The organism is Microbacterium sp. BWT-B31 (assembly GCF_041379855.1).
In the GTDB taxonomy this organism is placed as follows: domain Bacteria; phylum Actinomycetota; class Actinomycetes; order Actinomycetales; family Microbacteriaceae; genus Microbacterium.
This window is the reverse complement of record NZ_JBFECU010000004.1, coordinates 35,230-58,508: the sequence shown is the minus strand read 5'-3', so window position 1 is coordinate 58,508 and position 23,279 is coordinate 35,230. Positions and strand designations below refer to the sequence as shown.

The window sequence follows — 23,279 nt, the reverse complement described above, 5'->3', positions numbered from 1 at the left end:
CGGAGGGCCCGTCTTTTGTCGAAACCGCCCATGATCGCCTCCCTGTCGGCCTCTAGGCTGGAAGGAATGCCGCGTCGCACCGGACGCGGACACCACTGCCGAAGGGGTCACATGTCTGCTGTCGCCACCGCCTCCCCGAGCACCCGCCGCGTGCTCGCCGACGTCATCGCCCGTCCGTCGTCGCGTGCGCGCGCCTTCGCCGTGGACGCCGGTCTCGTCGCCGCCGGCGCCGCGCTGGTCGCGCTGCTCGCCCAGATCGAGATCCCGCTGTGGCCCGTGCCGATCACCGGCCAGACCCTCGGTGTGATCGTCGTCGGCGCCGCCCTCGGCGCGTGGCGCGGCGCTGCCGCCCTGACAACGTACCTGCTCGTCGGGCTCGCCGGCCTGCCGGTCTTCGCCGGCTTCACCGGGTCGATCGCCGCCGTCGCCAAGCCCAGCTTCGGCTTCGTGATCGGCTTCATCGTGTCGGCGTTCGTCGCCGGCTGGTTCGCCGAGCGCGCGTGGGACCGCAAGCCCTGGCTCGCGTTCCTCGGGTTCGCCGCGGCGAGCGTGGTGCCGTTCCTCTTCGGCATCCCCTACATGGCGCTCATCCTGAATGTCTTCGGCGGCGCGGGGCTCTCGTTCGGGCAGGTCCTCGAGTTCGGCCTGCTTCCGTTCATCGTGGGCGGCCTGGTGAAGGCCGCCATCGCGGCGCTCGCGATCCCCGGCGCGTGGGCGCTCGTGCGCCGGGCGGATGCGACGAAGAAGTCCTGACGAAAGGGTCGATCCGCTCCCGATTCGCTGTCCAGAGGCCCCGGCTCGCGCCGGGGCCTCTGGCGTCGGGGGCGGCAATCGGATTCGCGGCGCCTCCTCCGCGTAGGTAAAGTAAGCCTGTCCTTACTTCTACTTGGAGGTTCTGTCGTGCCCCGACTCCGATCCGCTGTCGCCGCCACTGTCCTGGCGGCGATCGCAACCCTGGCCCTCGCGGCCTGCTCGACTTCGACGGATGCCGGCTCCGCCGGTGCCGATGCTGCCGTGAGCGACGGCTTTCCCGTCACGATCGAGCACGCCTTCGGCCAGACCGTCATCGAGTCCAAGCCCGAGCGCGTCGCCACCGTGGCGTGGTCGAACCAGGAGGTCCCGCTCGCGCTGGGCGTGGTGCCGGTGGGCATGGCGGGCGTCGACTGGGGCGACGACGACGGCGACGGCGTGCTGCCGTGGGTCGAGGACAAGCTCGAAGAGCTCGGCGCCGAGACCCCGGTGCTGTTCGACGAGACCGACGGCATCGACTTCGAGGCCGTCGCCGACACACAGCCCGACGTGATCCTCGCCGCGTACTCGGGCCTCACGCAGGAGGAGTACGACACCCTCTCGAAGATCGCGCCGGTCGTGGCCTACCCCGAAGTCGCATGGGGCACCTCGCTCGAGGACATGATCCGCCTCAATTCGAAGGCCATCGGCCTCGCCGCGGAGGGAGACGCCCTTATCGACGAGCTGCACGGTCAGATCGACACGGCGCTGGCGGACTTTCCCGAGCTGAAGGACTCGTCGGTGCTGTTCTCCTACATCGACCCCTCGGACTTCAGCCAGATCGGCTTCTACACGACGCTCGACACCCGCCCCGGGTTCCTCAAGAGCCTCGGCATCCCGATGCCGGCGATCGTCACCGAGGAGTCCGAGGGCACCGACCAGTTCTACACGTCGGTCAGCGCCGAGCAGGCCGACCGCTTCGAGGACGTCGACCTGTTCGTGACGTACGGCGACGCGGCCGGCTCGATCATCCCGCAGCTGCAGGCCGACCCGCTGCTGTCGAAGATCCCCGCGATCGCCGCGGGCCACATCGCGATCCTCGAGGAATCGACCCCGCTCGCGGCATCGGCCAACCCGTCCCCGCTGTCGATCGGGTGGGGCATCCACGACTACTTCGCTCTGCTCGCCGGCGCGCTCGGCTGACCCGGGACCCCCTCGGTTGAGCACTGCCCAGACCCGCACGCCGCTGCCGGATGCCGCAACCCTGCGACGCCCGGCAGCGGTGCGTCTGGCGTGGCTGGGCGCGGGGCTCGTGCTGCTTGCGGCGCTGTGTGCGGCATCGGTCGCCTTCGGCGTGCGCGAAGTGTCGTTCGGCGACATCCTCGCGGGACTGGCAGGCGACACGAGCGGCGTCGCCCAGTCCGCAGTCGTCGCGCGTCTGCCGCGCACCGTGCTCGCGATCCTGGTCGGCGTCGCCCTCGCCCTGTCGGGCGCCTCGATCCAGGCCGTCACACGCAACCCGCTCGCCGACCCCGCGATCCTCGGAGTCTCGGGGGGTGCTGCACTCGCGGTCGTCATCGGAATCGCGTTCTTCGGATTGTCGCAGCCGTACGCGGTGATCGTGGTCGCCACGATCGGCTCGGCGGGCGCCGCGGCGTTCGTCTACACGGTCGGCTCGCTCGGCCGCGGCGGGGCGACGCCGCTCAAGCTCGCCCTCGCCGGCGCCGCCAGCTCCGCCGCGTTCGCCTCCCTCGTGAGCGCGATCCTGCTGCCGCGCGTCGACATCATGGAGTCGTTCCGCTTCTGGCAGATCGGCGGCGTCGGGGGCACCACGTGGGACCGCATCGGCGTCGCGCTCCCCTTCATCGTGCTCGGCGTGGTGGTGTGCCTCGCGTGCGCACGGGGCATGAACTCCCTCGCCCTCGGCGACGACCTCGCGGCGGGCCTCGGCGAGAACGTCGCACGCACGCGGCTCATCTCGTTCATCGGCGCGGTCATCCTGTGCGGCGCGGCGACCGCCGTCGCCGGCCCGATCGCGTTCGTCGGGCTCGTCGTCCCGCACCTGTGCCGTCTGCTCGTGGGCACCGATCACCGCTGGCTGCTGCCGTTCACGGCCGTGGTCGGCGCGTGCCTGCTGGTGGCTTCGGACGTCGTCGGCCGCGTGATCGCGCGCCCCGACGAAGTCGAGGTCGGCGTCATCACAGCGCTCGTGGGCGCGCCGGTGTTCATCTGGATCGTGCGTCGCCAGAAGGTGCGCGAGCTGTGAGCATGATGATCCACTCGAGACCGAAGGCCGCCTCCGCGGCGTCCCCCGCGGTGCGGGCCGTCGCGGCCGGGCGCCGTCGGCGCGCGCGACGCCGCGTGATGGTCACAGCCTCGCTGGGCGCGGCGATCCTCGTCGTCTTCGCGCTGTCGCTCATGGTCGGACGCACCTTCTACGCTCCGGCGGATGTGATCGCGGTGCTGCTCGGCGACACGGTGCCCGGCGCGTCGTTCACGATCGGCGAGCTGCGGCTGCCGCGCGCGGTGCTGGGCGTGCTCGCCGGGTTCTCCTTCGGCATCGCGGGCGTGACGTTCCAGACGATGCTGCGCAACCCGCTCGCCTCCCCCGACATCATCGGCATCACCTCGGGCGCGGGCGCCGCGGCCGTGTTCGGCATCGTCGTGCTGTCGGCGAGTCAGGCGACGGTGTCGCTTCTCGCCCTCGCCGGCGCGGTGCTGACGGCCATCGCGATCTACCTGCTCTCGAACAAGGGCGGCTTCGCGGGAACGCGGCTCATTCTGATCGGCATCGGGGTGGCCGCGATGCTCGACGCCGGGGTCACGTACCTGCTGTCCAACGCCGCCGCGTGGGATCTGCAGGCGGCCATGCGCTGGCTCACCGGAAGCCTCAACGCCGCAAGCTGGCAGACGGTGCTCCCGCTGGCCGTCGCGTGCGCGCTGCTCGTGCCGGTGTTGCTCTCGCAGTCGCGCGGGCTCGGCGTGCTGCGCCTGGGCGACGACTCGGCCGCAGGCCTGGGGGTGCGAGTCACCGGCACGCGCGTGGCTGCGATCCTCGCCGCCGTCGCCCTGCTCGCCTTCGCCACGGCAGCGACCGGACCGATCGCGTTCGTGGCCTTCATGGCCGGCCCGATCGCCGCACGCATCGTGGGGCCTGGCGGCTCGCTCCTGGTGCCGTCCGGATTCGTCGGGGCGCTCCTGGTCCTGGTCGCAGACCTCGTCGGCCAGTTCGCGTTCGACGCGCGCTATCCGGTCGGTGTCATCACCGGCGTCCTCGGCGCCCCCTACCTCATCTACCTGCTCATCAGGACGAACCGCTCCGGAGGCTCGCTATGACCGCGACCCACTCCCTGTCGGCCGAGGCGCTGACGCTCGCCTACGGCGACCGCACGATCATCGAGGGCCTCGACCTGCAGATCCCTCCCGGCCGCATCACCGCGATCGTCGGGGCGAACGGATGCGGCAAGTCGACGCTCCTGCGCGCGCTCGCGCGCCTCATCCCGGCCCGCGCCGGGCGCGTCGTGCTCGACGGCAAGGACCTCCACGCGCGCCACACGAAGGAGGTCGCCCGCACGCTCGGCCTCCTGCCGCAGAGCCCGATCGCGCCGGAGGGGATCGCGGTGGCAGACCTGGTCGGCCGGGGGCGGCATCCGCATCAGAAGATGCTCGCGCGGTGGAGCCCGCGCGACTACGAGATCGTCGCCCAGTCGCTCGAAGCGACCGGGACCGCAGACCTCGCCGACCGGTCCGTGGACGAGCTGTCGGGTGGCCAGCGCCAGCGCGTGTGGATCGCGATGGCCCTCGCGCAAGAGACCGACATCCTGCTGCTCGACGAGCCCACCACCTTCCTCGACGTCGCGCACCAGGTCGAGGTGCTGGACCTGTTGACCGACCTCAACCGCGACCGCGGCACGACGATCGTGATGGTGCTGCACGACATGAACATGGCAGCCCGCTACGCCGACCACCTGTTCGCGCTGCGCGATGGACGGGTCGTGGCCAGCGGCGCCCCGCAGGAGGTCCTGACCGCCGACCTCATCCGCGAGGTGTTCGACCTCGACGCGCTCGTCGTGCCCGACCCGGTGTCGGGCTCCCCGATCGTCCTTCCCCGCGGACGCCACCACGTCGTGGCCCCCGACGCCGCGCAGTCCGCCTCTCACCCGACAGGAGTCGCCGATGGCACCGACCGCTGACACCCACCGCTTCTTCCGGGTCCGCGTGACCGCGATCACCGATCTCACCCCGAGCTTCCGCCGGTTCACGTTCGGCGCCGACGACCTCGCGGAGTACGGCGACCCGGGCCTGGACCAGCGCATCAAGATCGTCTTCCCCACGGCCGATGCGGGCCTGGACGCCATGCCCACGGGCGAGGACTGGTACACCGCGTGGCGCGAGCTTCCCGAGTCGGCGCGTCCGCCGTTTCGCACCTACACGACCCGGTATGTGCGAAACGACGCCCGCGAGGTGGACGTCGACATGGTGGCGCACGAGGTGTCCGGCCCCGCCTCCGAGTGGATCGCCCGCGCCGAGCTCGGCGACGAGGTGCTGATCTTCGCTCCGACCACCGCGCACACCGGGGTCAGCTACGGCATCGACTTCGTCCCGCCGGCGCAGGTCGACGACATCCTGCTGGCCGGCGACGAAACCGCGGCGCCCGCGATCGCGGCGATTCTCGAGCAGCTTCCGCGCGATGCGCGCGGCACCGTCGTGCTCGAGGTGCCGCACGAAGCCGACACGGCGTATCTGCCGCGGCATCCCGGCTTCGACTATCGCCTGCACGCGCGGGGCGCCGAGCGTCACGCGCACCTGGTCGCGTCGGTGACGGATGCCGCGGCCCGCCTGGCACCGGCCGGTCGCGGCGCCGACGTCGAAGAGATCGACATCGACACCGACATCCTGTGGGAGGTGCCGCGCACAGCGAAGGGCGGCGCCGCGCTCAAGAGCGCGCGGCTCTACGCGTGGCTGGCGGGAGAGGCCAGCGCCATCAAGGCACTGCGCCGTCACCTCGTGACAGACAGGGGCGTCGACCGGCGCGCAGTCGCGTTCATGGGCTACTGGCGCCTCGGCAAGGCCGAGGTCTGATCCGCTCGGGTCATCGCACCGGCGACGCCTCGTGCGCGTGCCCCATGCGCAGCCCCGGCACCAGGGCGAGCACTGCCAGCAGCGCCCCGATCGCGAACACGGCGGGGAATCCGGCATCCGTCCCCGTGAGGGCGGTGAAGGCGAGCCCCATCGCGGCGATCGTGGTGGCGGCGCCGACGGAGTCCGAGATCGACAGGGCGGATGAGTTGAAGCCCTGGTTCTGCGCCGTCGAGTACGCGAGGGTGAGCACGGTCAGCCGCGGATACATGAGGCCCATGCCGCTGCCGGCGAAGGCCCAGCCGACGATGATGACCCACGCCGGAAACCCCAGGAGCGCCGACAGCCCGACGATGACCATCGCTGCCAGCAGCTGAGAGGCGCCGATCAGCGTGATGCGCGTGTTGCCGAGGCGGTCGCCGACGCGTCCCTGCACGTCTGCCGCGGCGGCCCACATGACGGCGGCGGCGGTCAGGCCCAGGCCCGCCCACACGGGCGAGAACCCGTAGTCGTCGATGAGCAGGTACGGCACGTAGATCTCGGCGCCGAACAGGGCCCCGGCGATGACGCCGCGCATGAGGATCACGCTCGGAAGCCCCCGTCCGGCGTGCAGGGTGCGCCGAGGCAGCAGGGGCCTGACGGCGAACGCGATGACGATGACCGATGCCGCGGCCACCGGCAGCGCGAAGGCATCGAGCTCTCCGGCGAGGCTCAGCGCGAGCGCGCCGAGCGCGACGATCACCGCGCACACCAATCGCGGTGCGATGCGGGCCGTGGACGGATGCTCCGTCTCGAGCGGCGTGCCCCACAGGCGGGTCGCGACCATCACGAACGCCACGATGGTGAGCACCGCGACGCCGAGGAATACCCAGCGCCAGTGCAGGTATTCCGCCACCGCTCCGGCGAGGAACGGGCCGACCAGCGACGGCACCACCCACGCGGCCGAGAAGGCGGCGAACACGCGACCGTGGAGCGTCGACGGGTACACCCGCGCGACGACCACGTAGAGCGCGACCACCTGGCCACCGGTGCCGAGCCCCTGGACGAGGCGTCCGACGACGAGCACGCCCATGTCGGAGGCGAAGCCGGCGAGCACGAGCCCGCCGACGAACAGCACCACCGAGGCGGTCAGCGGCCACACCGGCCCGGAGCGGTCGCTCCACGCGCCGACCGCGACCATGCCGATCACGCTCGTCGCGAGGGTCCCCGAGAACGAGATCGCATACAGGGCCGCGCCGTCGAGCTCGGCGCTGACCACCGGCATCACGGTGGTGACCGCGAGCGCCTGCATCGCGGCGAGGAACACCATGGCGACCGCGCCCGCGGTCACCCACACGTACCGCGGACTCCACACGCCGGTGGCCGCGGACGACGGGGTGGTCACGACGCGGCCAGCGCGCCGATCCGGGTGACGGCCTCGCGCAGGGTTTCGGGAGCGCACGCGAAGTTGATCCGCACGTGCCCGATTCCCTCCTCGCCGAACAGCGGCCCGTGGTGGAGCGCGACCTTCGCATCGCGTCGGATGCGCGGCGAGGGGTTGTCGCCCCACCCGTACGCCGAGACGTCCACCCACGCCAGGAATCCTGCATCAGGCACGAGGTAGACCGCTTCGGGCAGGTGCTCGGCGAGCAGCTCCGCCAGCAGCCTGCGGTTGTGGTCGAGGGCTCTGAGGAGCGCCTCGAGCCAGGCGTCGCTCTCGGGCGAGAACGCGGCCACGTTCGCGAGGGCGCCGAACAGGCCGGTGCGCCACTCCACCTCGGACGGGAGGCCGCCGAGCAGCTCGATCTGGGGCGCACTGCCGCCCACCATCACGGCGCACTTGAGGCCCGCGAGGTTGTAGGTCTTGCTGGCGCTGGTGACCGCGTAGCCGATCGCGCGCGCCGTGTCTGACACCGAGAGGAACGGGGTGAACGGGTGGCCGGCGTGAGCGAGCGGCCCGTGGATCTCATCGCTGATGACGGCGGCGCCGAATCGAGCGGCGACGTCGGCGAGCTGTGCCAGGGTCTCAGCGTGGTGGGCGGTGCCGGTGGGGTTGTGGGGGTTGCACAGCAGCACGGCGCGGGCGCCACCGGCCAGGGCCGCCTCGACGCCGACGAGATCGATCGCCCACCCGGCATCCGTCTTGTCGAGCGGGACGCGCAGCGCGACGCCCCCCGCCTCCTCCACGGTGTCGAAGAACGGCGGGTACACGGGCGGCATCACCACGACGCTGTCGCCCGGCCTGATGACGCGACGCAGGATCTCGACGACGCCCATCATGACGTCGCCGGTCCAGAAGACCGCGGCGGGATCGACGTCCCAGCCGAGGCGACGGCTGGCGAACCCGGCGAACGCCTCGCGGATTCCGGGATCGGGGGGCGTGTAGCCGGTGTCGCCGAGCTCGACCGCGCGCGCGAGCGAACGGGTGATCGCCGGAGCGAGGGGGTAGTCCATCTCGGCGACGAACATCGGGATCACGTCTTCCTCGTAGCTGCGCCATTTCGTGCTGCTCCGCTGGCGGAGGAGTTCGATGGGCAGTGCTTCAAGGGGGGTGACGCTCACCCTTCCCAGCCTAGCGAGGCAGACGGATGCCTCGCCTCCTCTGACGCGCGACACTCGCCGCCGTCGGCCTCACCACATGACCCCCACCGAATGTCCGAAGAACCATCAACCCGGCTCGTGCCGCAGCAGGCGCGCGTTGACCTGACGAACGGTCGCCCGCGGCGACGGCGGCCCGGGAACGGAGCGCGGCAGTCATGTGGCGCTCTGGGCGCACCAGACGAACCCGGGCCGGCGGTGCAGCTGGGCTCGGGCCGTCATGCGCGCCAGTGTCACGACGCCGTCGACGGGTGCGCCCTGCGGCGCGCGCAACTCGGCATCGGGGCGGAGCTCTCGGAAGGACCGTTCGAACGACTCTGTGAACACCCCGCCGGCCTCGAAGACGCCGCCGGCGTACGATGCGACCGCAGGCACGCCGGACACGAGGGCCGCCGCGAGGGTGGTGGCGACGTGTGCGCCGGCCGTCGACATGATTTCGACGGCTGCCGCGTCGCCATCAGCGGCGAGAGCGGCCACTTCGGGCGCGAACGACGCGAGCACACCCGCGCGATCCTGCTGGGTGTACAGCTGCGACGGCCACGTCTCGGTCGCGCCGAACCGCTTGCGGGCGGCGCCGAGCAGAGCCGCACCGTGCGACGAGCGCCCATCGTGCGCGGCGGCGGCGACCTGGAGTGCCTGGATGCCGATCCACACGCCGGCACCACGATCGCCGACGAGGTGACCCCAGCCGTCGACACGCTGCCAGGTGCTCGCGAAGTCGGTGCCGAGCGCGATCGAACCGGTTCCCACCGCCACCACCGCGCCGGCTTGTCCGCCGAGCGCCCCGAGGTGGGTCGTCACGAGGTCTCCGGCCACGGTCACGGCGGCCTCCGCGATCCCCGCCGTCGCCGCGATCGCAGTGCGCATCGCATCGGGCTCGGGCACGAGGGTCGCAAGTCCGGTGGCGCCGACTGCGATCGCGGCGAGGTCGTCGCGGGCGTCGGGCCACTCATCCAGAGCAGCCCGGACGGCCGCACCGGCGACATCGGGCACGGTGCTTCCCGAGCCGGTCACCGCGGCGCGCTCCCCGTGCAGCATCCGCGACCCCCCGTCCGAAGGTTCGGCCGGCGCCAGGACCACGCGGCTGCCCGTGCCGCCCAGGTCGATGCCGAGAACCCTGGCCACGCCTACTTGCTCATCCCCGCGGTGAGGCCCGACACGATCTGCTTCGTCGCGAACAGGAACAGCACGACCAGCGGGATGGTCGCGAGCGTCAGGCCCGCGAACAGCGTCGCCCAGTCGGTCTGGTACTCGCCGAAGAACCGCGTGATGCCGACCGGAAGCGTGTACGCGTCCTGGTCGCGGATGAGGATGAGCGGATAGAAGAAGTCGTTCCACACCGGCACGAAGCGGAACACGACGACCGTGGCGATAGCGGGCCGAACGAGCGGCAGATGAACGCGCAGGAACGTTGTGAACGGCCCTGCGCCGTCCAGGCGGGCCGCCTCGTCGAGCTCGATCGGCAACTGACGGAAGAAGCTGGCGAGCACGAAGGTGGAGAAGGGAATGCCGAGCGCCGAGTACACGAGGATCAGGCTCCACCGGTTGCTGACCATGCCGAGGCTGTCGAGCAGGAAGAACAGCGGCAGGATCGCGAGGTACACCGGAAGCATGAGCCCCGAGAGGAACAGCGCCTCGAGTGTCATGAAGATCCGCGACTTGGTGCGGGCGAACGCGTAGGCCGCCAGCAGCGACACCGCGGTCGAGAGCACGACCGATGCGACCGTCACGAAGACCGAGTTGAAGAAGTAGGTCTCGAAGGATGCCGTCACCCACGCCTTCTGGTAGCTCGTGAAGTTCGGCGGAAGAGGCAGCCCGAGCGGGTTGAGCGCCATGTCCTGCGTCGTGCGCAGGGAGTTGCTCACCATGACCAGCAGCGGCGCGATCGACACCAGGGCGTAGAGCCAGAGGAACGAGCCTGTCGCGATGCCTCCGAACGTCACTCTGCGTAGTTTGGCGGGTTGCGCGAAGCGCTCGGGTGCCGGCTGTTCGGTGCGCGACTCGGAGTCCGAGAGCGCGGTCTGTGCGATTGCCATCAGTAGAGCCTCCGTTCGGCACGGCGCATGAGCCACGTCATGAGGATCGCGACGCCGAAGATGAACAGGAACAGGAGGGTCGCGATCGCCGACGACGTGCCGATCGCGTTCGATGATCCGGACTCGAATGCGGTGCGGTAGAAGAGCAGGCTCAGCACGTCGGTGGCGCCGGCCGGGTTGCCTTGCGAGCCGCCGAGGGCGTAGGGGATCGGGAAGGCCTCCATCGCGCCGATGAAGGTGAGCACAGTGACTGTCCCGATCGCCGGCAGCAGCAGCGGGAGGGTGATCGAGCGGAAACGCTGCCACGTTCCCGCGCCGTCGAGGGATGCCGCCTCCTCGAGCTCTTCGGGGATGCCGCCGAGCGCGGCGCCGTAGAGCAGCACCGGAAACCCTATCCACTGCCACGCGGTGACCAGCACGACCACCCAGATCGCCGTGCTCGGGTTGCCGAGCCAGGGCTGGGCGAGAGCCTCCAGGCCGATCGAGCGAAGCACCTGGTTCACCGGGCCGAACAGCGGCGACAGCATGAGCGACCACAGGTAGCCGACGACGAGCGGTGAGACCAGGTACGGGAGCGTGTATACGGTCTGGAAGAAGCGCTTGAGGCGTGCGATGCGGTGCAGGAGCACCGCGAGGCCGAGGCCGATCGTGTTCTGGAACACCATCGCACCGACGAAGAGCAGCAGGTTGTGGACGAAGGCGTTCGGGATCTGCGTGCTGTACGGCAGCTGCGTGAACAGCGTGACGTAGTTGTTCAGTCCCGAGAACCCGTCGCGCACGATGCCCGACCACGAGAAGAACGAATAGCTCAGCGCTGTCAGCAGCGGGTAGAGGATGAAGATCGAGAACAGCAGCAGTGCCGGGAGGACGAAGACCATGCCCACGCGCCGTGGAAGCGTGATGCTCGTCGCGCGGAATCGCCGCCGCGTGGGAGTTGTCGTGGACATGGTCTTCGCACCTTCCTCAGGATCAGCCGATGCTCAGGAGCCCGGGGTGAACCACTGCGAGACGCCGTCCTGCAGCGCCTTCGCGACACCCGCGGGGTCGCTCTCTCCGAGGAACATCTTCTGAACCTGCTCGCCGAGCACCGCGGTGCCCTGCGGCTCGCCGTAGCGGAAGTTCACCAGCAGCAGGTACGGGGCCTGCCCCTTCTGGAAGTTGTCCCACGCCTCCTCCATGACCTCGTCGCTGTAGGTCACGCCGGGGATCGGCGAGAACTGGTTCAGTTCGTCGGCGACGAGTTGTCCGAACTCGGGCGTCGCGAACCAGTTGAGCAGCTCGAAGGCGGCCTCCTTGTTCGGCGACTTCGAGTTGACGGCGAAGTTGCCGTCCGCGTAGGCGGGGCTGACCGGATTCTCCGACACGGACCCATCGGGCAGCGGCACCTGGTACGAGCCGAAGTCGAGGTCGGGCGCCTGAGAGCGGAAGGTCGCGATCTCGAACGAACCGCCGGGGAACTGCGCGGCCTGACCGGACGTGAACTGGATCTGGCTTTCGGTGTAGCTGACGCCGACGGCGTTCGGAGTGAGGTACTTCTGCATATCGTCGACGATCTGCAGCGACGCGACGTAGTCCGCGTCCTCGAACGTCTTCGATCCGTCGAGGATGTCGGACTCGAAGTCCGACCCTCCGTAGCGCGCCGAGCCGACGATGTCGGAGAAGATCGGCAGCATCCAGGCGTCCTTGGCGCCGAGCGCCATCGGCGTCACGCCCGCCGCGAGCAGCGTCTCGTTCACGTCGATGAACTCGTCCCACGTGGTGGGCACGTCCAGGTCGTTCTCTTCGAAGATCGCCTTGTTGTAGAAGACCTGGAGCGTCTGGGTTGCAAGCGGCACGGCATAGAGCTTGCCGTCCTCGCGGCCCTGAGCGCCCGCCAGCACGCTCGGCGCGATGTCGTCGAGTCCCTCCACGATGCCGTCGATGGGCTCGAGCTGGCCGGCCTCGATGTTCGGCTGCAACTGGCCGTACGCGCGCACCATCGGCACATCCGGCCCGTCGCTGCCGGCGAGGCCGGTGGTGAGGATCTGGTTGTACTCGGTGTTCTGGAACGCCTCGAACTCGACGGTCACGCCGGGGTGGACCTTCTCGTAGACATCGAAGATGCGGTTGTACTTCTCGATGTCCTCGGTGCGCCAGGACCACACCTTCAGCGTCACTTCTTCATCGCTCTGGGCCGCCTGCCCGCTCGAATCGCTGGGGGCGCACGCTGCGAGCAGCAGCGCCGATCCCGCCGCCGCGGCGGCGAGGGTGAGGATACGTCGCCTCATGTTCTCTCCTTTGGTGATGATGAGGGATGGGTGTTCGGGTCTTCGGTTTTCGTCAGCGGACCGCGAGTGCGTCCAGGACGGAGCCGTTCGCGGCGGCCAGGAGGATTCGTGCGCGCGCAGGCTCGACATCGGCCAGCGACGCGACGATCGCTGTCTTGAGTTCGCCTTCGCAGGCGTCGAGCAGTGTTCGACTCGCCTCCTCGTCGAGCCCGGTCGCCTGCATGAGGATGCGCACGACGCGTCGGCGCAGCTTCTCGTTCGTCGCGACGACCGAGACCATGAGGTTCGACCAGGTGCGGCCCAGAGCGACCATCAGCGCCGTCGAGAAGCCGTTGAGCACGAGCTTCTGCGTCGTTCCGGCTTTGAGGCGCGTGGAGCCGGTGATCACTTCGGCTCCGGTGTCGACGACGATCGTCAGGTCGGCGAGATGGGCCAGCCCCGGCTGGGGGTTGTTCGCAACGAGCGCGGCATAGGCACCCCGCGCGCGCGCCTCGGCGAGCGCGCCGCCGACATACGGTGTACTGCCCGAGGCGGTCAGACCGATCGCAACATCGTCGGCGGTGAGAGCGGATGCGGCAGCCCGGCCGTTGTCGACCGAGTCCTCGGCGTCCTCGACGGCCTGCACGAGCGCACGGTCGTCTCCGGCGAGGTGAGCGACGATGACGTCGGGTTCGAGATTGAACGTCGGCAGAAGCTCGGCCGCGTCGAGGAACGCGAGCCGGCCGGACGTGCCGGCGCCGAAGTAGTGGACGGATCCTCCGCGGCGCACACGTTCGGCGGCGATCTCGACCAGGTGCGCGAGGTCGGGGAGCACTGCGGCGACGGCCTCGGTGGCGTTGCGGTCCTGCGCGTTGAGCAGTTCGAGCACACCCAGGCTTCCCATCGCGTCGAGCTCGAGCGAATCGGGCAAGCGGCGCTCGGTCGGGGGGACGAACTCGTCACCCATCAGGACCGGGTCGAGTGCCGGGTCGGTGTGCGAACTGGGTGTCGTCATGGGGCAGAGCTCTCTCGATGGATCGTGCGAGTCGGGCCGCGACGGCGTCGTCGCCTGCGGACAATTATGGACGCAATTATCGCTACTGGCAAGTGTTACGGAGATTTTTTCCACATTGCCCGGTTTCCATGCGACGATGGCGGTGTGGATGCGATGCACGATCTGCTCACGCAGGCGCTGGCGTCGGGGCGGCTGAGCGGCTCGGGCGCGGTCGTCGTCGTCGCCTCCGGCGGTGACGTGGTCCAAACGGCAGCAGTGGGCGCCTCAGCTCACGTCGGCGGCGCGGACGGCTGGCCGGTGCCCGCGCCGGTCACGCCCGACACGCTCTTCGACATCGCCTCGATCACGAAGCTCTTCACTGCCGCCGCCCTGCTTGCCGAACTCGACGAACGAGGGCTGGATGATTCGCTGCTCGTCGCGGACGCTCTCCCCGAGTTCCAGGACGGCGATGCGCGCCGCGTGAGCGTGCGGCATCTGCTGACCCATACGGCAGGCTTCGCCCCGAACTGGCGAGCGGATGCCGGCTCCTCGACCGACGAGGCGTTGTCGCGGTTCCGGAGCACACGGCCGGTCGATCCACCGGGACAAACCCACCGCTACTCCTGCATCGGATACCTGTGGGCGGGGCTTCTCATCGAGGCGCTGACCGGACAGACGCTCGACACGGTCATCGCACGGCAGGTGACCGCCCCGCTCGGGATGCGGTCGACGAGCTTCCGGCCCGCTGCACCCCGCACCGCGATCGCGGCGACCGAGGCGCAACCCGGACGAGGCGTCGTACATGGCGAGGTGCACGACGAGGCGGCGGCAGCCCTCGGCGGTGTCGCCGGGAACGCGGGGATGTTCTCGACGGCCGGCGACCTGCTGCGGTTCGCCGAGATGCTACGCCTCGGCGGTGTACACGGCGGCAAAGCGAGTGCTGTCCGAACACGTGATCGAGGGCATGACGACACCGCTCGTTGCCGGACCCGCCTACGGACAGGCGCTGGGCCCGCGTGTCGACGAGCCCTGGATGGCGGCGGGCTCCCGCATCCAGCGCATCGGCCACACCGGGTTCACCGGCACGAGTCTCATGACCGAACCCGGCGGGGAACAGTCGATAGTATTCCTCTCGAATCGCGTGCATCCGTCACGCGACGGCGCCGACATGACAGCCATGCGCACAGCGGTCTCGCGCATGGCGGACAAGCTGTGGGGAGAGGCCTCATGAACGGCGATGTGTTCATCGCGCTGCGCCAGGCGGTTCCGCAGCTGAGCAAGTCCGAGCAGCGCATCGCGAAGGCGGTGCTGGCCGACCCATCGGTCGTCGTCGACTCGACGATCACCGAGCTGGCCGAACGCTACGGCACCTCGGTCGGCAGTGTCGCGCGCTTCTGCCATGCGGTCGGGTTCGCGGGATTCCGCGACTTCCGCGTCGCGATCGCCGCGGCCAACAGCCGCGAAGAGGCCGCGCGCGAGAGCTTCCGCGTCGCCGACGCCGATATCGACCCCGCCGACAGCGCGCTCGAGGTCGTCGCGAAGGTGGCGTATCAGGAGGCGCGGACGATCGAGGAGACAGCGCGCACGCTCGACCTCGACGTGCTCGACCAAGCCGTCGCGGCCGTCCGTGACGCGAAGCGCATCGATGTGTTCGGAGCTGGCTCCAGCGGACTCATCGCGCAGGACCTGCACCAGAAGCTGCACCGCATCGGCCTGATGTGCTTCTGCTTCAGCGATCCCCACCTCGCACTCGCCTCGTTCGCGCTGAGCGGGCCCGACTGCCTCGCGATCGGCATCTCGCACACCGGGCAGACCGTCGAGACGCACCAGATGCTCGAGCTCGCGGCTGCGCAGGGGGCGACAACGCTCGCGATCACCAACTATCCGCGGTCGCCGATCGGCGAGCTCGCCGACCTCGTGCTCACCACCGCGGCACGTGAGACGAGGTTTCGCTCGGGCGCGATGTCGAGCCGCATCGCGCAGATGGCGCTCGTCGACTTCCTCGTCGTCCGGCTGCTGCAGGGCAGCTACGACGAGACGAGCGCGCTGCTGCGTGCGACCTATCGCGCGATCCAGCCTCACCGGTTCGATCGGTCGGGGGGCGAGTAGGGGCCAGGCAAAAGGATCGCCCCTCATGCCGCGTCTGCTCCGATGCGCCCGCGCAGGCCGGTCTCGCAGTCGACACCGACGACCGCCGGCCCGGCCGTTGTGCGACCCACTGGTCTCAGCGCGTGAACAATGAGACGACGCTGCTGTGCAGGTGCTCCTCGGAGGCCTGCCGGAATCCGAGCGCTTCGAGGTCGGCAATGCCGTACGGCTTCGACGAGCCGCGCCGCGCGTTCGCCACGACCCAGACGCGATCGACCCCGTCGAAGCGTCCCAGCGCCGCCGCCTCCGGGACGCTGTACGCCGTGGAGTCCCAGAGGTCGTTATCGGTGTACGGGATGGCCAGCGTGACGTCCGAGACGGCGGCGAACGGCGCCGGGTTGGTGTCCAGAGCCAATCGGGGGCGCAGCGACGGCCGGACCGACTCGTCGAACACGATCGCGTCGCCTTGCCGTGCGCCCGCGTGGATGGCGGCGGCGAGGTCGTTCCAATCGGAGTCGTTCTTCGCCCACGGCGTGCGCTGCCCGGCCCAGACCGGTACGGCGAGCACGACGACGGCGGCGAGGATGCTGGCGCCCGCCAAGCGGCAGCGTGCGATCTCGCGCACGCCGCAGGCCATCAGGATCGCGGCCGCGGGCGCGGCGAGCGTGCCGTAGCGCGGCGTGAAGGTGCCGACGAACGGGTTCACCGCGAGCACCGCCCCCATCGGCACGACCATCCAGGCGAGCGCCAGCGTTTCGGGCTCCACGAGTCGCCGGGCCGCCCGCCACCGCCGCACGGCCCCCGCGATCGCGACCAGGATGAGCGCCCACGCGAGGATCGCGAACGGCACCGTCTCGAACCACATCCTCACGAGGATCCCGGATGCGGTGGCACGATCCGTCTTCGCGAGGAACGCGATCTGGTTCCGCTCGATCACGGCGAGGGTGAGCACCGGAAGCGCCGCGACGAACGCCCACCCCGTCCACACCGCCCAGGTGCGCAGCAGCCTTCGGCCCTGCCGGTCGGCACGCAGAACCAGGCCGATCACGATCACCATGAGCCCCAGGAAGAGGAAGATGTACAGGCCCAGGGCAAGCACCGCGGCATAGGCGATCCACCACCGGCGCGAGGCCTCCTCCCGGCGCATGATCTCAACGACGATCACGCACAGGGCCGTCGCGATCGCCGCCGCGAACGCGTACCCGCGGGCCTCCTCCCCCGCATACGTCATGCGCGGAAGCACCGCCGTGATCAGCCCTCCGAGCAGCCCGAAGGCCGTCGAGCCGAACCTTCCGCACAGCCACGCGACGGCGGCCGCCGTCACTCCCGCCGCGATCGCCGATGGGAACCGCACCGCGAACGGGCTCGCACCGAACACGTCCACCCAGGAGTGCAGGCCGAGGTAGTACAGCCCGTGCACTGCATCGACGTGGATGAGCATGTTCATCAGCGACCCGAGCGGTCGCTGCGCCGACAGCACGCTGGCCGCCTCGTCGCCCCACAGCGAAGGGATCCACGATCCCGCGGCGCTGATCGCCGTGGCGATCAGTCCCACCAGTGCAGCAACCCGCGCGAGCGCGCTGGAGCGGGCGGAGGCGCGGGCCCGATCCTGCGCCCGCTCCAGCGAAGGCATCATCGGCCCATTCTCACCCCGCGCGGGTGCATCCGACAGCCCGCGCCCGCGCTGCGGCGCGCCGAGGCACCCGATGAAGACGTGCGTCAGATCGCGAAGCCGAGAGCGCGCATCATGTCGCGGCCGTCGTCGGTGATCCGCTCCGGGCCCCACGGCGGCATCCACACCCAGTTGATGCGGAACCGCTCGACGACATCATCGAGGGCCTCGGCGGTCTGCTCCTCGAGCACGTCGGTGAGCGGGCAGCCTGCGGAGGTCAGCGTCATGTGGATGACGAGGGCGTCGTTCTCGTCATCCCACGCGAGGTCGTAGATGAGGCCGAGGTCGACGATGTTCACCCCGAGCTCTGGGTCCATGACGTCCTTGAGCGCCTCGGTGACCTCGTCGTACTTCTCCGGACTGAGGGTGGCGGTCATGCAGGCAACCCTACGCCTCGGCGGCGACGGCGGGCTCTTCGGCGCCGTCGGGCACGAAGCGGTCGTAGCCCTCGTCCTCGAGGCGGTCGGCGAGCTCGGCGCCGCCTTCTTCGACGATGCGGCCGGCGACCATCACGTGAACGAAGTCGGGACGGATGTAGCGGAGGATTCGGGTGTAGTGCGTGATGAGCAGCACGCCCAGGCCGGTGGCCTCCTTGGCGCGGTTGACGCCCTCCGACACGATCTTCAGCGCGTCGACGTCCAGGCCCGAGTCGGTCTCGTCGAGCACCGCGATCTGCGGCTTCAGCAGCTCGAGCTGCAGGATCTCGTGACGCTTCTTCTCACCGCCCGAGAAGCCCTCGTTGACGTTGCGCTGCGCGAACTTGGGGTCCATGCGCAGGTTCTTCATCGACTCCTTGACCTCTTTGGTCCAGGTGCGGATCGAGGGTGCCTCGCCGTCGACAGCGGTCTTGGCGGTGCGCAGGAAGTTGGTGACGGTCACGCCGGGGATCTCGACGGGGTACTGCATCGCGAGGAACAGCCCCGCGCGAGCGCGCTCGTCGACGCTCATGGCGAGGACATCTTCGCCGTCGAGCGTGATCGACCCGCCGGTGACGGTGTACTTGGGATGACCGGCGATCGTGTACGCCAGCGTGGACTTGCCGGACCCGTTGGGGCCCATGATCGCGTGGGTCTCACCGCTGCGGAGGGTGAGGGACAGGCCGTTCAGGATGGGCGTGGTGCCGGCATCCGTCTCGACCGTCACGTGCAGGTCGCGGATCTCGAGGACAGACATGTTTTGAGTACCTTCTTCAGTTCACTTCGAGCGTGACGGCAGGGTCGATGAGCACGTCATCGCCGTCGATCGTGACCTCGAACACAGGGACGGGCTCGTAGGCGGGGAGGTTGAGGGGCTTGCCCGTGCGCAGCGAGAACGCGGAGCCGTGGGCCCAGCATTCGAGCGTCTCGCCGTCGACGAAGCCTTCGGACAGCGAGATGTCGCCGTGTGTGCACACGTCGCCGATCGCGTGCACCTCGCCGTTGGAGTCGAGCACGACGGCAATCGCGATGCCGTCGACCTCGACACGATGTGCGGTGTCCTGCTCGAGCTCACTCAGTGCGCATACGCGCTGCGCGCTCATCGGCCGACCTCGAGCGCGAGCTCGGCCTCGATCGCCGCGAACAGCTCGGCCTCGAGAGCGGGTACGCGCACCTTCTGGACGATCTCGGACAGGAACCCGAGCACGACCATGCGGCGAGCGTCGTCTTCGGGGATGCCGCGCGCCTGCAGATAGAACAGCTGTTCGTCGTCGAAGCGGCCGGTCGCGCTCGCGTGGCCGGCCCCGCGGATGTCGCCGGTTTCGATCTCGAGGTTCGGGATCGAGTCGGCGCGCGCCCCTTCGGTGAGGACGAGGTTGCGGTTCGCCTCGTACGAGTCTGTGCCCACGGCATCCGGCCCGATCAGCACGTCGCCGATCCACACGCTGCGGGCGAGGGCACCCTGCAGCGCGCCCTTGTAGAGCACGTCGCCGGTCGTCTCGGCGCCCTTGTGGTGGAGGTACACCTGGCTCTCGAGGTGCTGCCCGGCGTCGGAGTAGCTGAGACCGTAGAGCTCGGCGCGCGAGCCCGTTCCGGCGAGCTCGACGTCGGGGTTCACCCGCACGACGGAGCCGCCGAAGCTCACGACGACGTGGCGGAGCGTCGCGTCGCGACCGATGCGGGCCTGGTGCGATGCGGCATGGACCGCGTCGTCGTCCCACTGCTGCACCGTGACGACCTCGAGCTGAGCGCCCTCGCGCACCACGATCTCGACGTTCTGCGCGAACTGGGCCACCCCGATGTGCCGCAGCACGACGGTCGCCTTGCTCTGCGGCTGCGCCTCGATCACGAGGTGGGCATGCGCGAGGAGGTCGACCCCGCCCCCGACCGACTCGATCACGACGGGCTCGTCGAGCTCGGCGGCGGCCGGGATCGAGACGTAGAGCGCCTCGGCGGCACGGCTCCACGCGATCGCGCTCGGAAGGTCTTCGGGGGTGAAGACTTCCCCGCGCGGCGCGGTGCCGATGCCGAGCGCCGCACCGGCCACCGGGCCGGAGACGGCGATCGAGACGCCGCCCTCATCGCCCTCGACGTCATCGAACAGGCGCGACAGTCGGTCGACGGGGGTGTGCTTCCAGTTCACCTCGCGGCCCGTGGGGCGCTCGAAGTCGCCGGGCGCGTACGAGCGCGGACGCTCGGAACGGGTCTGCACCGGCACGAAGGCGCCCGCACCGTCGGTGTGGCCCTTCGCGCCGGGAACGGTCACGGGAGCCTCGGTAACGCTGCTCACTTAGCCCACGGATCCTTCCATGCCCATCTCAATGAGCTTGTTGAGTTCGAGCGCGTACTCCATCGGCAGCTCCCGCGCGATCGGCTCGATGAAGCCGCGCACGATCATGGCCATGGCCTCGTCTTCGGGAAGGCCGCGGCTCATCAGGTAGAACAGCTGCTCCTCGCTGACCTTCGACACGGTCGCCTCGTGCCCGAGCTGCACGTCGTCGACGCGGATGTCGATCGCCGGGTACGTGTCGGAGCGCGAGATGGTGTCGACAAGCAGCGCGTCGCAGCGCACGGTGTTCGCGGAGTGGTGCGCGTTGGCGTCCACCCGCACCTCGCCGCGGTAGCCGGCGCGACCGCCGCCACGGGCGATCGACTTCGACACGATCGAGGACTGTGTGTACGGCGCCATGTGGATCATCTTCGCGCCGGCATCCTGGTGCTGGCCGGGACCGGCGAAGGCGACGGAGAGGGTCTCGCCCTTCGCGTGCTCGCCCATCAGGAAGATCGACGGGTACTTCATCGTGACCTTGGAGCCGATGTTGCCGTCGATCCACTCCATCGTCGCGCCCTCGGCGGCCGTAGCGCGCTTGGTGACGAGGTTGTAGACGTTGTTCGACCAGTTCTGGATCGTCGTATAGCGCACGCGGGCGTTCTTCTTGACGATGATCTCGACCACGGCCGAGTGCAGCGAGTCGGACTTGTAGATCGGGGCGGTGCAGCCCTCGATGTAGTGCACGTACGAGTCTTCGTCGGCGATGATGAGGGTCCGCTCGAACTGGCCCATGTTCTCGGTGTTGATGCGGAAGTACGCCTGCAGCGGGATCTCGACGTGCACTCCCGGAGGCACGTAGACGAACGACCCGCCCGACCAGACGGCCGTGTTGAGGGCGGCGAACTTGTTGTCCCCGGCGGGGATGACGGTCCCGAAGTACTCCTCGAAGAACTCGGGGTGCTCCTTGAGCGCGGTGTCGGTGTCCATGAAGATGACACCCCGCGCCTCGAGCTGCTCGTTGATCTGGTGGTAGACCACCTCGGACTCGTACTGCGCGGCGACACCGGCGACCAGGCGCTGACGCTCCGCCTCGGGGATGCCCAGCTTCTCGTACGTGTTGCGAATGTCTTCGGGGAGGTCCTCCCACGACTGCGCCTGCTTCTCGGTGGAGCGCACGAAGTACTTGATGTTGTCGAAGTCGATGTCGCTGAGGTCGGCACCCCACGTCGGCATCGGCTTGCGCTCGAACAGCTGCAGGCCCTTGAGGCGGGTCTTGAGCATCCACTCGGGCTCGGCCTTCAGCGCCGAGATGTCGCGCACGACCAGGTCGCTGAGACCGCGCCGCGCACTCGCACCGGCGGCGTCAGCGTCGTGCCAGCCGAACTCGTAGACACCCAGCCCCTCGAGCTCGGGGCGGTCGATCAGCACATCCGACATCGTCACACTCATTTCTGGGCCTCAACGGTGTCATCCGCCCCGGCACCCGTCCGCCTCCGATCGATCGACCGGAGGTGTGAGCACCGCTGGTGGGCCCTCTCAAGTGGCGCTGTCCGTCGCGCCTAAACTGTCTGTGGTGCGTCGCGCTCACGCGCACGCATCCGACCCCTCGATTCTACAGGCTCCCCTCCGACGCGGGCGCGCGCCTCTGCGCGAACCGGTCGCCGCAGAGCCGCACCTAGGAGGCACGAGCATGCTCGCGCACAGCTCAGGCGCACCGGCGCCCCGCATCGGCACGGCGCTTCGCGTCTTCGCGTGGCTGAACTTCATCGGCAACGTGCTCATCATCGGGACCGGCGGCGCAGTGCGACTGACCGGCTCCGGTCTCGGATGCCCCACCTGGCCGACCTGCACGCCCGAGTCGCTCGTGCCGACGCAGGAACTCGGCTATCACTCGCTCATCGAGTTCGGCAACCGCATGATGAGCCCGCTGCTGGGCATCCTCGCGCTCGTCCTCCTCGTCATCGTGTGGCGACTGCGCAAGGCGCGCCGAGACCTGTTCGTGCTCGCGTGGATCGTGATGGGCGGCATCGTCGCGCAGGCCGTCGTCGGCGGCATCACGGTGCGCACGGGTCTGAACCCGTTCATCGTGGGCTTCCACTACGTCGTCTCGCTCCTGCTTGTGTGCGTCACGGCCGCCCTCTTGGTGCGCCTCGGCGCGCAGTCGGGTCCGCGTGAGCGCGCCGTGCCGCTCTGGTACTCGATCACGACGCACGTGACGACGCTCGTGCTGGCGGTCTCGATCGCATTCGGCGTGCTCACGACGGGCGCCGGCCCGCACTCGGGCGATGCCGCGGTCGGTCGCAACGGCTTCGACGCGGAGCTGCTCGAGCACGTCCACGCGTGGCCGGGCTACATTCTGTTCGGACTCACCCTTGTGCTCGCCATCGCGGCGTGGGTGCTGCGGCTTCCGCCCCGCGGCTGGATGACAACCCTTCTCGCGATCGAGCTCGTGCAGATCGCGGTCGGCCTGTACCAGGCGCGCAACGGCCTTCCTGAGCTTGCGGTGGGCGTGCATATGGTGCTCGCGGCGCTGACGGCGGCGACGATGACGGTGGCCGTCATGCGACTGCGGGCTCCGGCGCCGGTGCCGGTCGAGCAGGCTCCGGTCCTCGCGTAACGTGTGCGCGCACAGCGGACGCATAGGTTCCGCTGTGCGCGCACACGGACTTTCCTGAGATGCTGGGTTGCCACGGCCGCCCGGGCCGTGTCTCGAGGAGAGAACCACTTATGCCAACCCGTCCCCGTCTTGTCAGCAGCATCCCGTTCTGGGGTCTGGTCGTCATCTCGCTCGCTGTGGCCGGCGTCGGCGCTTTCCTCGTCAACGGCACTCTGGGCACGATGACCACGACCCTGACTGACGGCAGCGCCACGGGCGTCGACGTCTACGTCGGCCAGTCGGTCGCCCTGTTCGGCTCGGTGCTCGTCGCCGCCGGCATCGGCGGCATCCTGCTCGCTCTCGCTGTCGCGGCCCTCTCGACCCTGCGCCCGAAGGCGCCGGTCGAGGTCGTCGAGCCCATCGACTGGACAGCCGAGACGGCCGAGCCCGTCGGGGCCGAGCCGCTCGTCGAGACCGTCCCGACCGACGCGGTCGCGTCGGAGCCCGTTGCCGCATCGACCGAGGACGACGCCCCCGCGCCCGTCGCCGGTCGCTGACCTGCCCTTTCCCCGAC

At 69.6% G+C, this 23,279-nt stretch carries 22 protein-coding genes and 1 pseudogene; 10 read left to right on the top strand and 13 right to left on the bottom strand.

The window, feature by feature from the left end; genetic code table 11:
• Positions 1–111 precede the first annotated feature (111 nt).
• The 6 genes from AB1K54_RS06140 to AB1K54_RS06115 all read left to right on the top strand — a co-directional run bounded on the left by AB1K54_RS06140 (position 112) and on the right by AB1K54_RS06115 (position 5,811).
• Positions 112–753 carry a biotin transporter BioY gene (locus AB1K54_RS06140; protein ID WP_371201852.1) on the top strand — a complete coding sequence of 214 codons (642 nt, stop codon included), beginning with the start codon at positions 112–114 and terminating at the stop codon, positions 751–753.
• A 147-nt stretch (positions 754–900) separates the two neighbouring features.
• Positions 901–1,932 carry an iron-siderophore ABC transporter substrate-binding protein gene (locus AB1K54_RS06135; RefSeq protein WP_371201851.1) on the top strand — a complete coding sequence of 344 codons (1,032 nt, stop codon included), beginning with the start codon at positions 901–903 and terminating at the stop codon, positions 1,930–1,932.
• A 16-nt stretch (positions 1,933–1,948) separates the two neighbouring features.
• The gene (locus AB1K54_RS06130; RefSeq protein WP_371201850.1) at positions 1,949–2,995 is read left to right on the top strand and encodes a FecCD family ABC transporter permease; all 1,047 of its coding nucleotides are present in this window, start codon (positions 1,949–1,951) and stop codon (positions 2,993–2,995) included.
• A 5-nt stretch (positions 2,996–3,000) separates the two neighbouring features.
• On the top strand, positions 3,001–4,065 hold the full coding sequence (locus AB1K54_RS06125) for a FecCD family ABC transporter permease (protein ID WP_371201849.1): 1,065 nt from the start codon (positions 3,001–3,003) through the stop codon (positions 4,063–4,065).
• The gene (locus AB1K54_RS06120) at positions 4,062–4,922 is read left to right on the top strand and encodes an ABC transporter ATP-binding protein (protein WP_371201848.1); all 861 of its coding nucleotides are present in this window, start codon (positions 4,062–4,064) and stop codon (positions 4,920–4,922) included. The genes AB1K54_RS06125 and AB1K54_RS06120 overlap by 4 nt, the downstream gene beginning before the upstream one ends.
• Complete coding sequence (locus AB1K54_RS06115) at positions 4,906–5,811, top strand: siderophore-interacting protein (RefSeq protein WP_371201847.1); 906 nt, start codon at positions 4,906–4,908, stop codon at positions 5,809–5,811. The genes AB1K54_RS06120 and AB1K54_RS06115 overlap by 17 nt, the downstream gene beginning before the upstream one ends.
• A 10-nt stretch (positions 5,812–5,821) precedes the next feature.
• Here the strand turns inward: AB1K54_RS06115 and AB1K54_RS06110 are convergent, their stop codons facing one another.
• The 7 genes from AB1K54_RS06110 to AB1K54_RS06080 form a co-directional block, all read right to left on the bottom strand.
• Complete coding sequence (locus AB1K54_RS06110) at positions 5,822–7,192, bottom strand: MFS transporter (RefSeq protein ID WP_371201846.1); 1,371 nt, start codon at positions 7,190–7,192, stop codon at positions 5,822–5,824.
• Complete coding sequence (locus AB1K54_RS06105) at positions 7,189–8,349, bottom strand: MalY/PatB family protein (protein WP_371201845.1); 1,161 nt, start codon at positions 8,347–8,349, stop codon at positions 7,189–7,191. The genes AB1K54_RS06110 and AB1K54_RS06105 overlap by 4 nt, the downstream gene beginning before the upstream one ends.
• Positions 8,350–8,541: 192 nt before the next feature.
• Positions 8,542–9,510: an N-acetylglucosamine kinase gene (locus AB1K54_RS06100; protein WP_371201844.1), complete on the bottom strand. Its 969-nt coding sequence runs from the start codon at positions 9,508–9,510 to the stop codon at positions 8,542–8,544.
• Between the two features lie 2 nt (positions 9,511–9,512).
• Positions 9,513–10,421, bottom strand: a complete 909-nt coding sequence (locus tag AB1K54_RS06095) for a carbohydrate ABC transporter permease (RefSeq protein WP_371201843.1) — start codon at positions 10,419–10,421, stop codon at positions 9,513–9,515.
• Complete coding sequence (locus AB1K54_RS06090) at positions 10,421–11,368, bottom strand: carbohydrate ABC transporter permease (protein ID WP_371201842.1); 948 nt, start codon at positions 11,366–11,368, stop codon at positions 10,421–10,423. Before AB1K54_RS06090 ends, AB1K54_RS06095 begins: the two co-directional genes overlap by 1 nt.
• A 33-nt stretch (positions 11,369–11,401) precedes the next feature.
• Positions 11,402–12,688, bottom strand: coding sequence for an extracellular solute-binding protein (locus tag AB1K54_RS06085; protein WP_371201841.1), 1,287 nt, complete (start codon positions 12,686–12,688; stop codon positions 11,402–11,404).
• A 52-nt stretch (positions 12,689–12,740) separates the two neighbouring features.
• Positions 12,741–13,682: an N-acetylmuramic acid 6-phosphate etherase gene (locus tag AB1K54_RS06080; RefSeq protein ID WP_371201840.1), complete on the bottom strand. Its 942-nt coding sequence runs from the start codon at positions 13,680–13,682 to the stop codon at positions 12,741–12,743.
• A gap of 66 nt (positions 13,683–13,748) precedes the next feature.
• Between AB1K54_RS06080 and AB1K54_RS06075 the strand changes: the two are divergent.
• Positions 13,749–14,892 (top strand): annotated as a pseudogene (locus AB1K54_RS06075) (serine hydrolase domain-containing protein).
• Positions 14,889–15,770 carry a MurR/RpiR family transcriptional regulator gene (locus tag AB1K54_RS06070; RefSeq protein ID WP_371201839.1) on the top strand — a complete coding sequence of 294 codons (882 nt, stop codon included), beginning with the start codon at positions 14,889–14,891 and terminating at the stop codon, positions 15,768–15,770. Before AB1K54_RS06075 ends, AB1K54_RS06070 begins: the two are co-directional and overlap by 4 nt.
• A 115-nt stretch (positions 15,771–15,885) precedes the next feature.
• On the opposite strand, the gene AB1K54_RS06065 is transcribed toward AB1K54_RS06070, so the two are convergent.
• The 6 genes from AB1K54_RS06065 to sufB all read right to left on the bottom strand — a co-directional run bounded on the left by AB1K54_RS06065 (position 15,886) and on the right by sufB (position 21,546).
• Positions 15,886–17,385, bottom strand: coding sequence for a glycosyltransferase family 39 protein (locus AB1K54_RS06065; RefSeq protein WP_371201838.1), 1,500 nt, complete (start codon positions 17,383–17,385; stop codon positions 15,886–15,888).
• Positions 17,386–17,468: 83 nt separating this feature from the next.
• Positions 17,469–17,798 carry a metal-sulfur cluster assembly factor gene (locus tag AB1K54_RS06060; protein WP_371201837.1) on the bottom strand — a complete coding sequence of 110 codons (330 nt, stop codon included), beginning with the start codon at positions 17,796–17,798 and terminating at the stop codon, positions 17,469–17,471.
• Positions 17,799–17,808: 10 nt separating this feature from the next.
• Entirely contained in the window at positions 17,809–18,594 is a 786-nt protein-coding gene (gene sufC, locus AB1K54_RS06055) for a Fe-S cluster assembly ATPase SufC (protein WP_371201836.1), read from the bottom strand.
• 16 nt (positions 18,595–18,610) lie between these two features.
• The gene (locus AB1K54_RS06050) at positions 18,611–18,940 is read right to left on the bottom strand and encodes a non-heme iron oxygenase ferredoxin subunit (RefSeq protein WP_371201835.1); all 330 of its coding nucleotides are present in this window, start codon (positions 18,938–18,940) and stop codon (positions 18,611–18,613) included.
• The gene (gene sufD / locus AB1K54_RS06045; RefSeq protein WP_371201834.1) at positions 18,937–20,127 is read right to left on the bottom strand and encodes a Fe-S cluster assembly protein SufD; all 1,191 of its coding nucleotides are present in this window, start codon (positions 20,125–20,127) and stop codon (positions 18,937–18,939) included. The genes AB1K54_RS06050 and sufD overlap by 4 nt, the downstream gene beginning before the upstream one ends.
• Positions 20,128–21,546: a Fe-S cluster assembly protein SufB gene (gene sufB, locus AB1K54_RS06040; RefSeq protein WP_371201833.1), complete on the bottom strand. Its 1,419-nt coding sequence runs from the start codon at positions 21,544–21,546 to the stop codon at positions 20,128–20,130. It lies immediately after the preceding gene.
• 253 nt (positions 21,547–21,799) lie between these two features.
• Here sufB and AB1K54_RS06035 point away from each other — a divergent pair, with 253 nt between their 5' ends.
• A complete protein-coding gene (locus AB1K54_RS06035; protein WP_371201832.1) occupies positions 21,800–22,726 on the top strand; it encodes a heme A synthase in 927 nt (308 codons plus the stop codon).
• A 110-nt stretch (positions 22,727–22,836) separates the two neighbouring features.
• Positions 22,837–23,262 carry a dinucleotide-utilizing enzyme gene (locus AB1K54_RS06030; protein WP_371201831.1) on the top strand — a complete coding sequence of 142 codons (426 nt, stop codon included), beginning with the start codon at positions 22,837–22,839 and terminating at the stop codon, positions 23,260–23,262.
• The last annotated feature ends 17 nt before the right edge of the window (positions 23,263–23,279 follow it).

Bases quoted from the DNA above. Each gene is read 5' to 3' on its own strand.
- AB1K54_RS06140 (WP_371201852.1), top strand. From the start codon at position 112: ATGTCTGCTGTCGCCACCGCCTCCCCGAGCACCCGCCGCGTGCTCGCC.
- AB1K54_RS06125 (WP_371201849.1), top strand. From the start codon at position 3,001: ATGATCCACTCGAGACCGAAGGCCGCCTCCGCGGCGTCCCCCGCGGTG.
- AB1K54_RS06120 (WP_371201848.1), top strand. From the start codon at position 4,062: ATGACCGCGACCCACTCCCTGTCGGCCGAGGCGCTGACGCTCGCCTAC.
- AB1K54_RS06115 (WP_371201847.1), top strand. From the start codon at position 4,906: ATGGCACCGACCGCTGACACCCACCGCTTCTTCCGGGTCCGCGTGACC.
- AB1K54_RS06095 (WP_371201843.1), bottom strand. From the start codon at position 10,421: ATGGCAATCGCACAGACCGCGCTCTCGGACTCCGAGTCGCGCACCGAA.
- AB1K54_RS06090 (WP_371201842.1), bottom strand. From the start codon at position 11,368: ATGTCCACGACAACTCCCACGCGGCGGCGATTCCGCGCGACGAGCATC.
- AB1K54_RS06085 (WP_371201841.1), bottom strand. From the start codon at position 12,688: ATGAGGCGACGTATCCTCACCCTCGCCGCCGCGGCGGCGGGATCGGCG.
- AB1K54_RS06080 (WP_371201840.1), bottom strand. From the start codon at position 13,682: ATGACGACACCCAGTTCGCACACCGACCCGGCACTCGACCCGGTCCTG.
- AB1K54_RS06070 (WP_371201839.1), top strand. From the start codon at position 14,889: ATGAACGGCGATGTGTTCATCGCGCTGCGCCAGGCGGTTCCGCAGCTG.
- AB1K54_RS06065 (WP_371201838.1), bottom strand. From the start codon at position 17,385: ATGATGCCTTCGCTGGAGCGGGCGCAGGATCGGGCCCGCGCCTCCGCC.
- AB1K54_RS06060 (WP_371201837.1), bottom strand. From the start codon at position 17,798: ATGACCGCCACCCTCAGTCCGGAGAAGTACGACGAGGTCACCGAGGCG.
- sufC (WP_371201836.1), bottom strand. From the start codon at position 18,594: ATGTCTGTCCTCGAGATCCGCGACCTGCACGTGACGGTCGAGACGGAT.
- AB1K54_RS06050 (WP_371201835.1), bottom strand. From the start codon at position 18,940: ATGAGCGCGCAGCGCGTATGCGCACTGAGTGAGCTCGAGCAGGACACC.
- sufB (WP_371201833.1), bottom strand. From the start codon at position 21,546: ATGTCGGATGTGCTGATCGACCGCCCCGAGCTCGAGGGGCTGGGTGTC.
- AB1K54_RS06035 (WP_371201832.1), top strand. From the start codon at position 21,800: ATGCTCGCGCACAGCTCAGGCGCACCGGCGCCCCGCATCGGCACGGCG.
- AB1K54_RS06030 (WP_371201831.1), top strand. From the start codon at position 22,837: ATGCCAACCCGTCCCCGTCTTGTCAGCAGCATCCCGTTCTGGGGTCTG.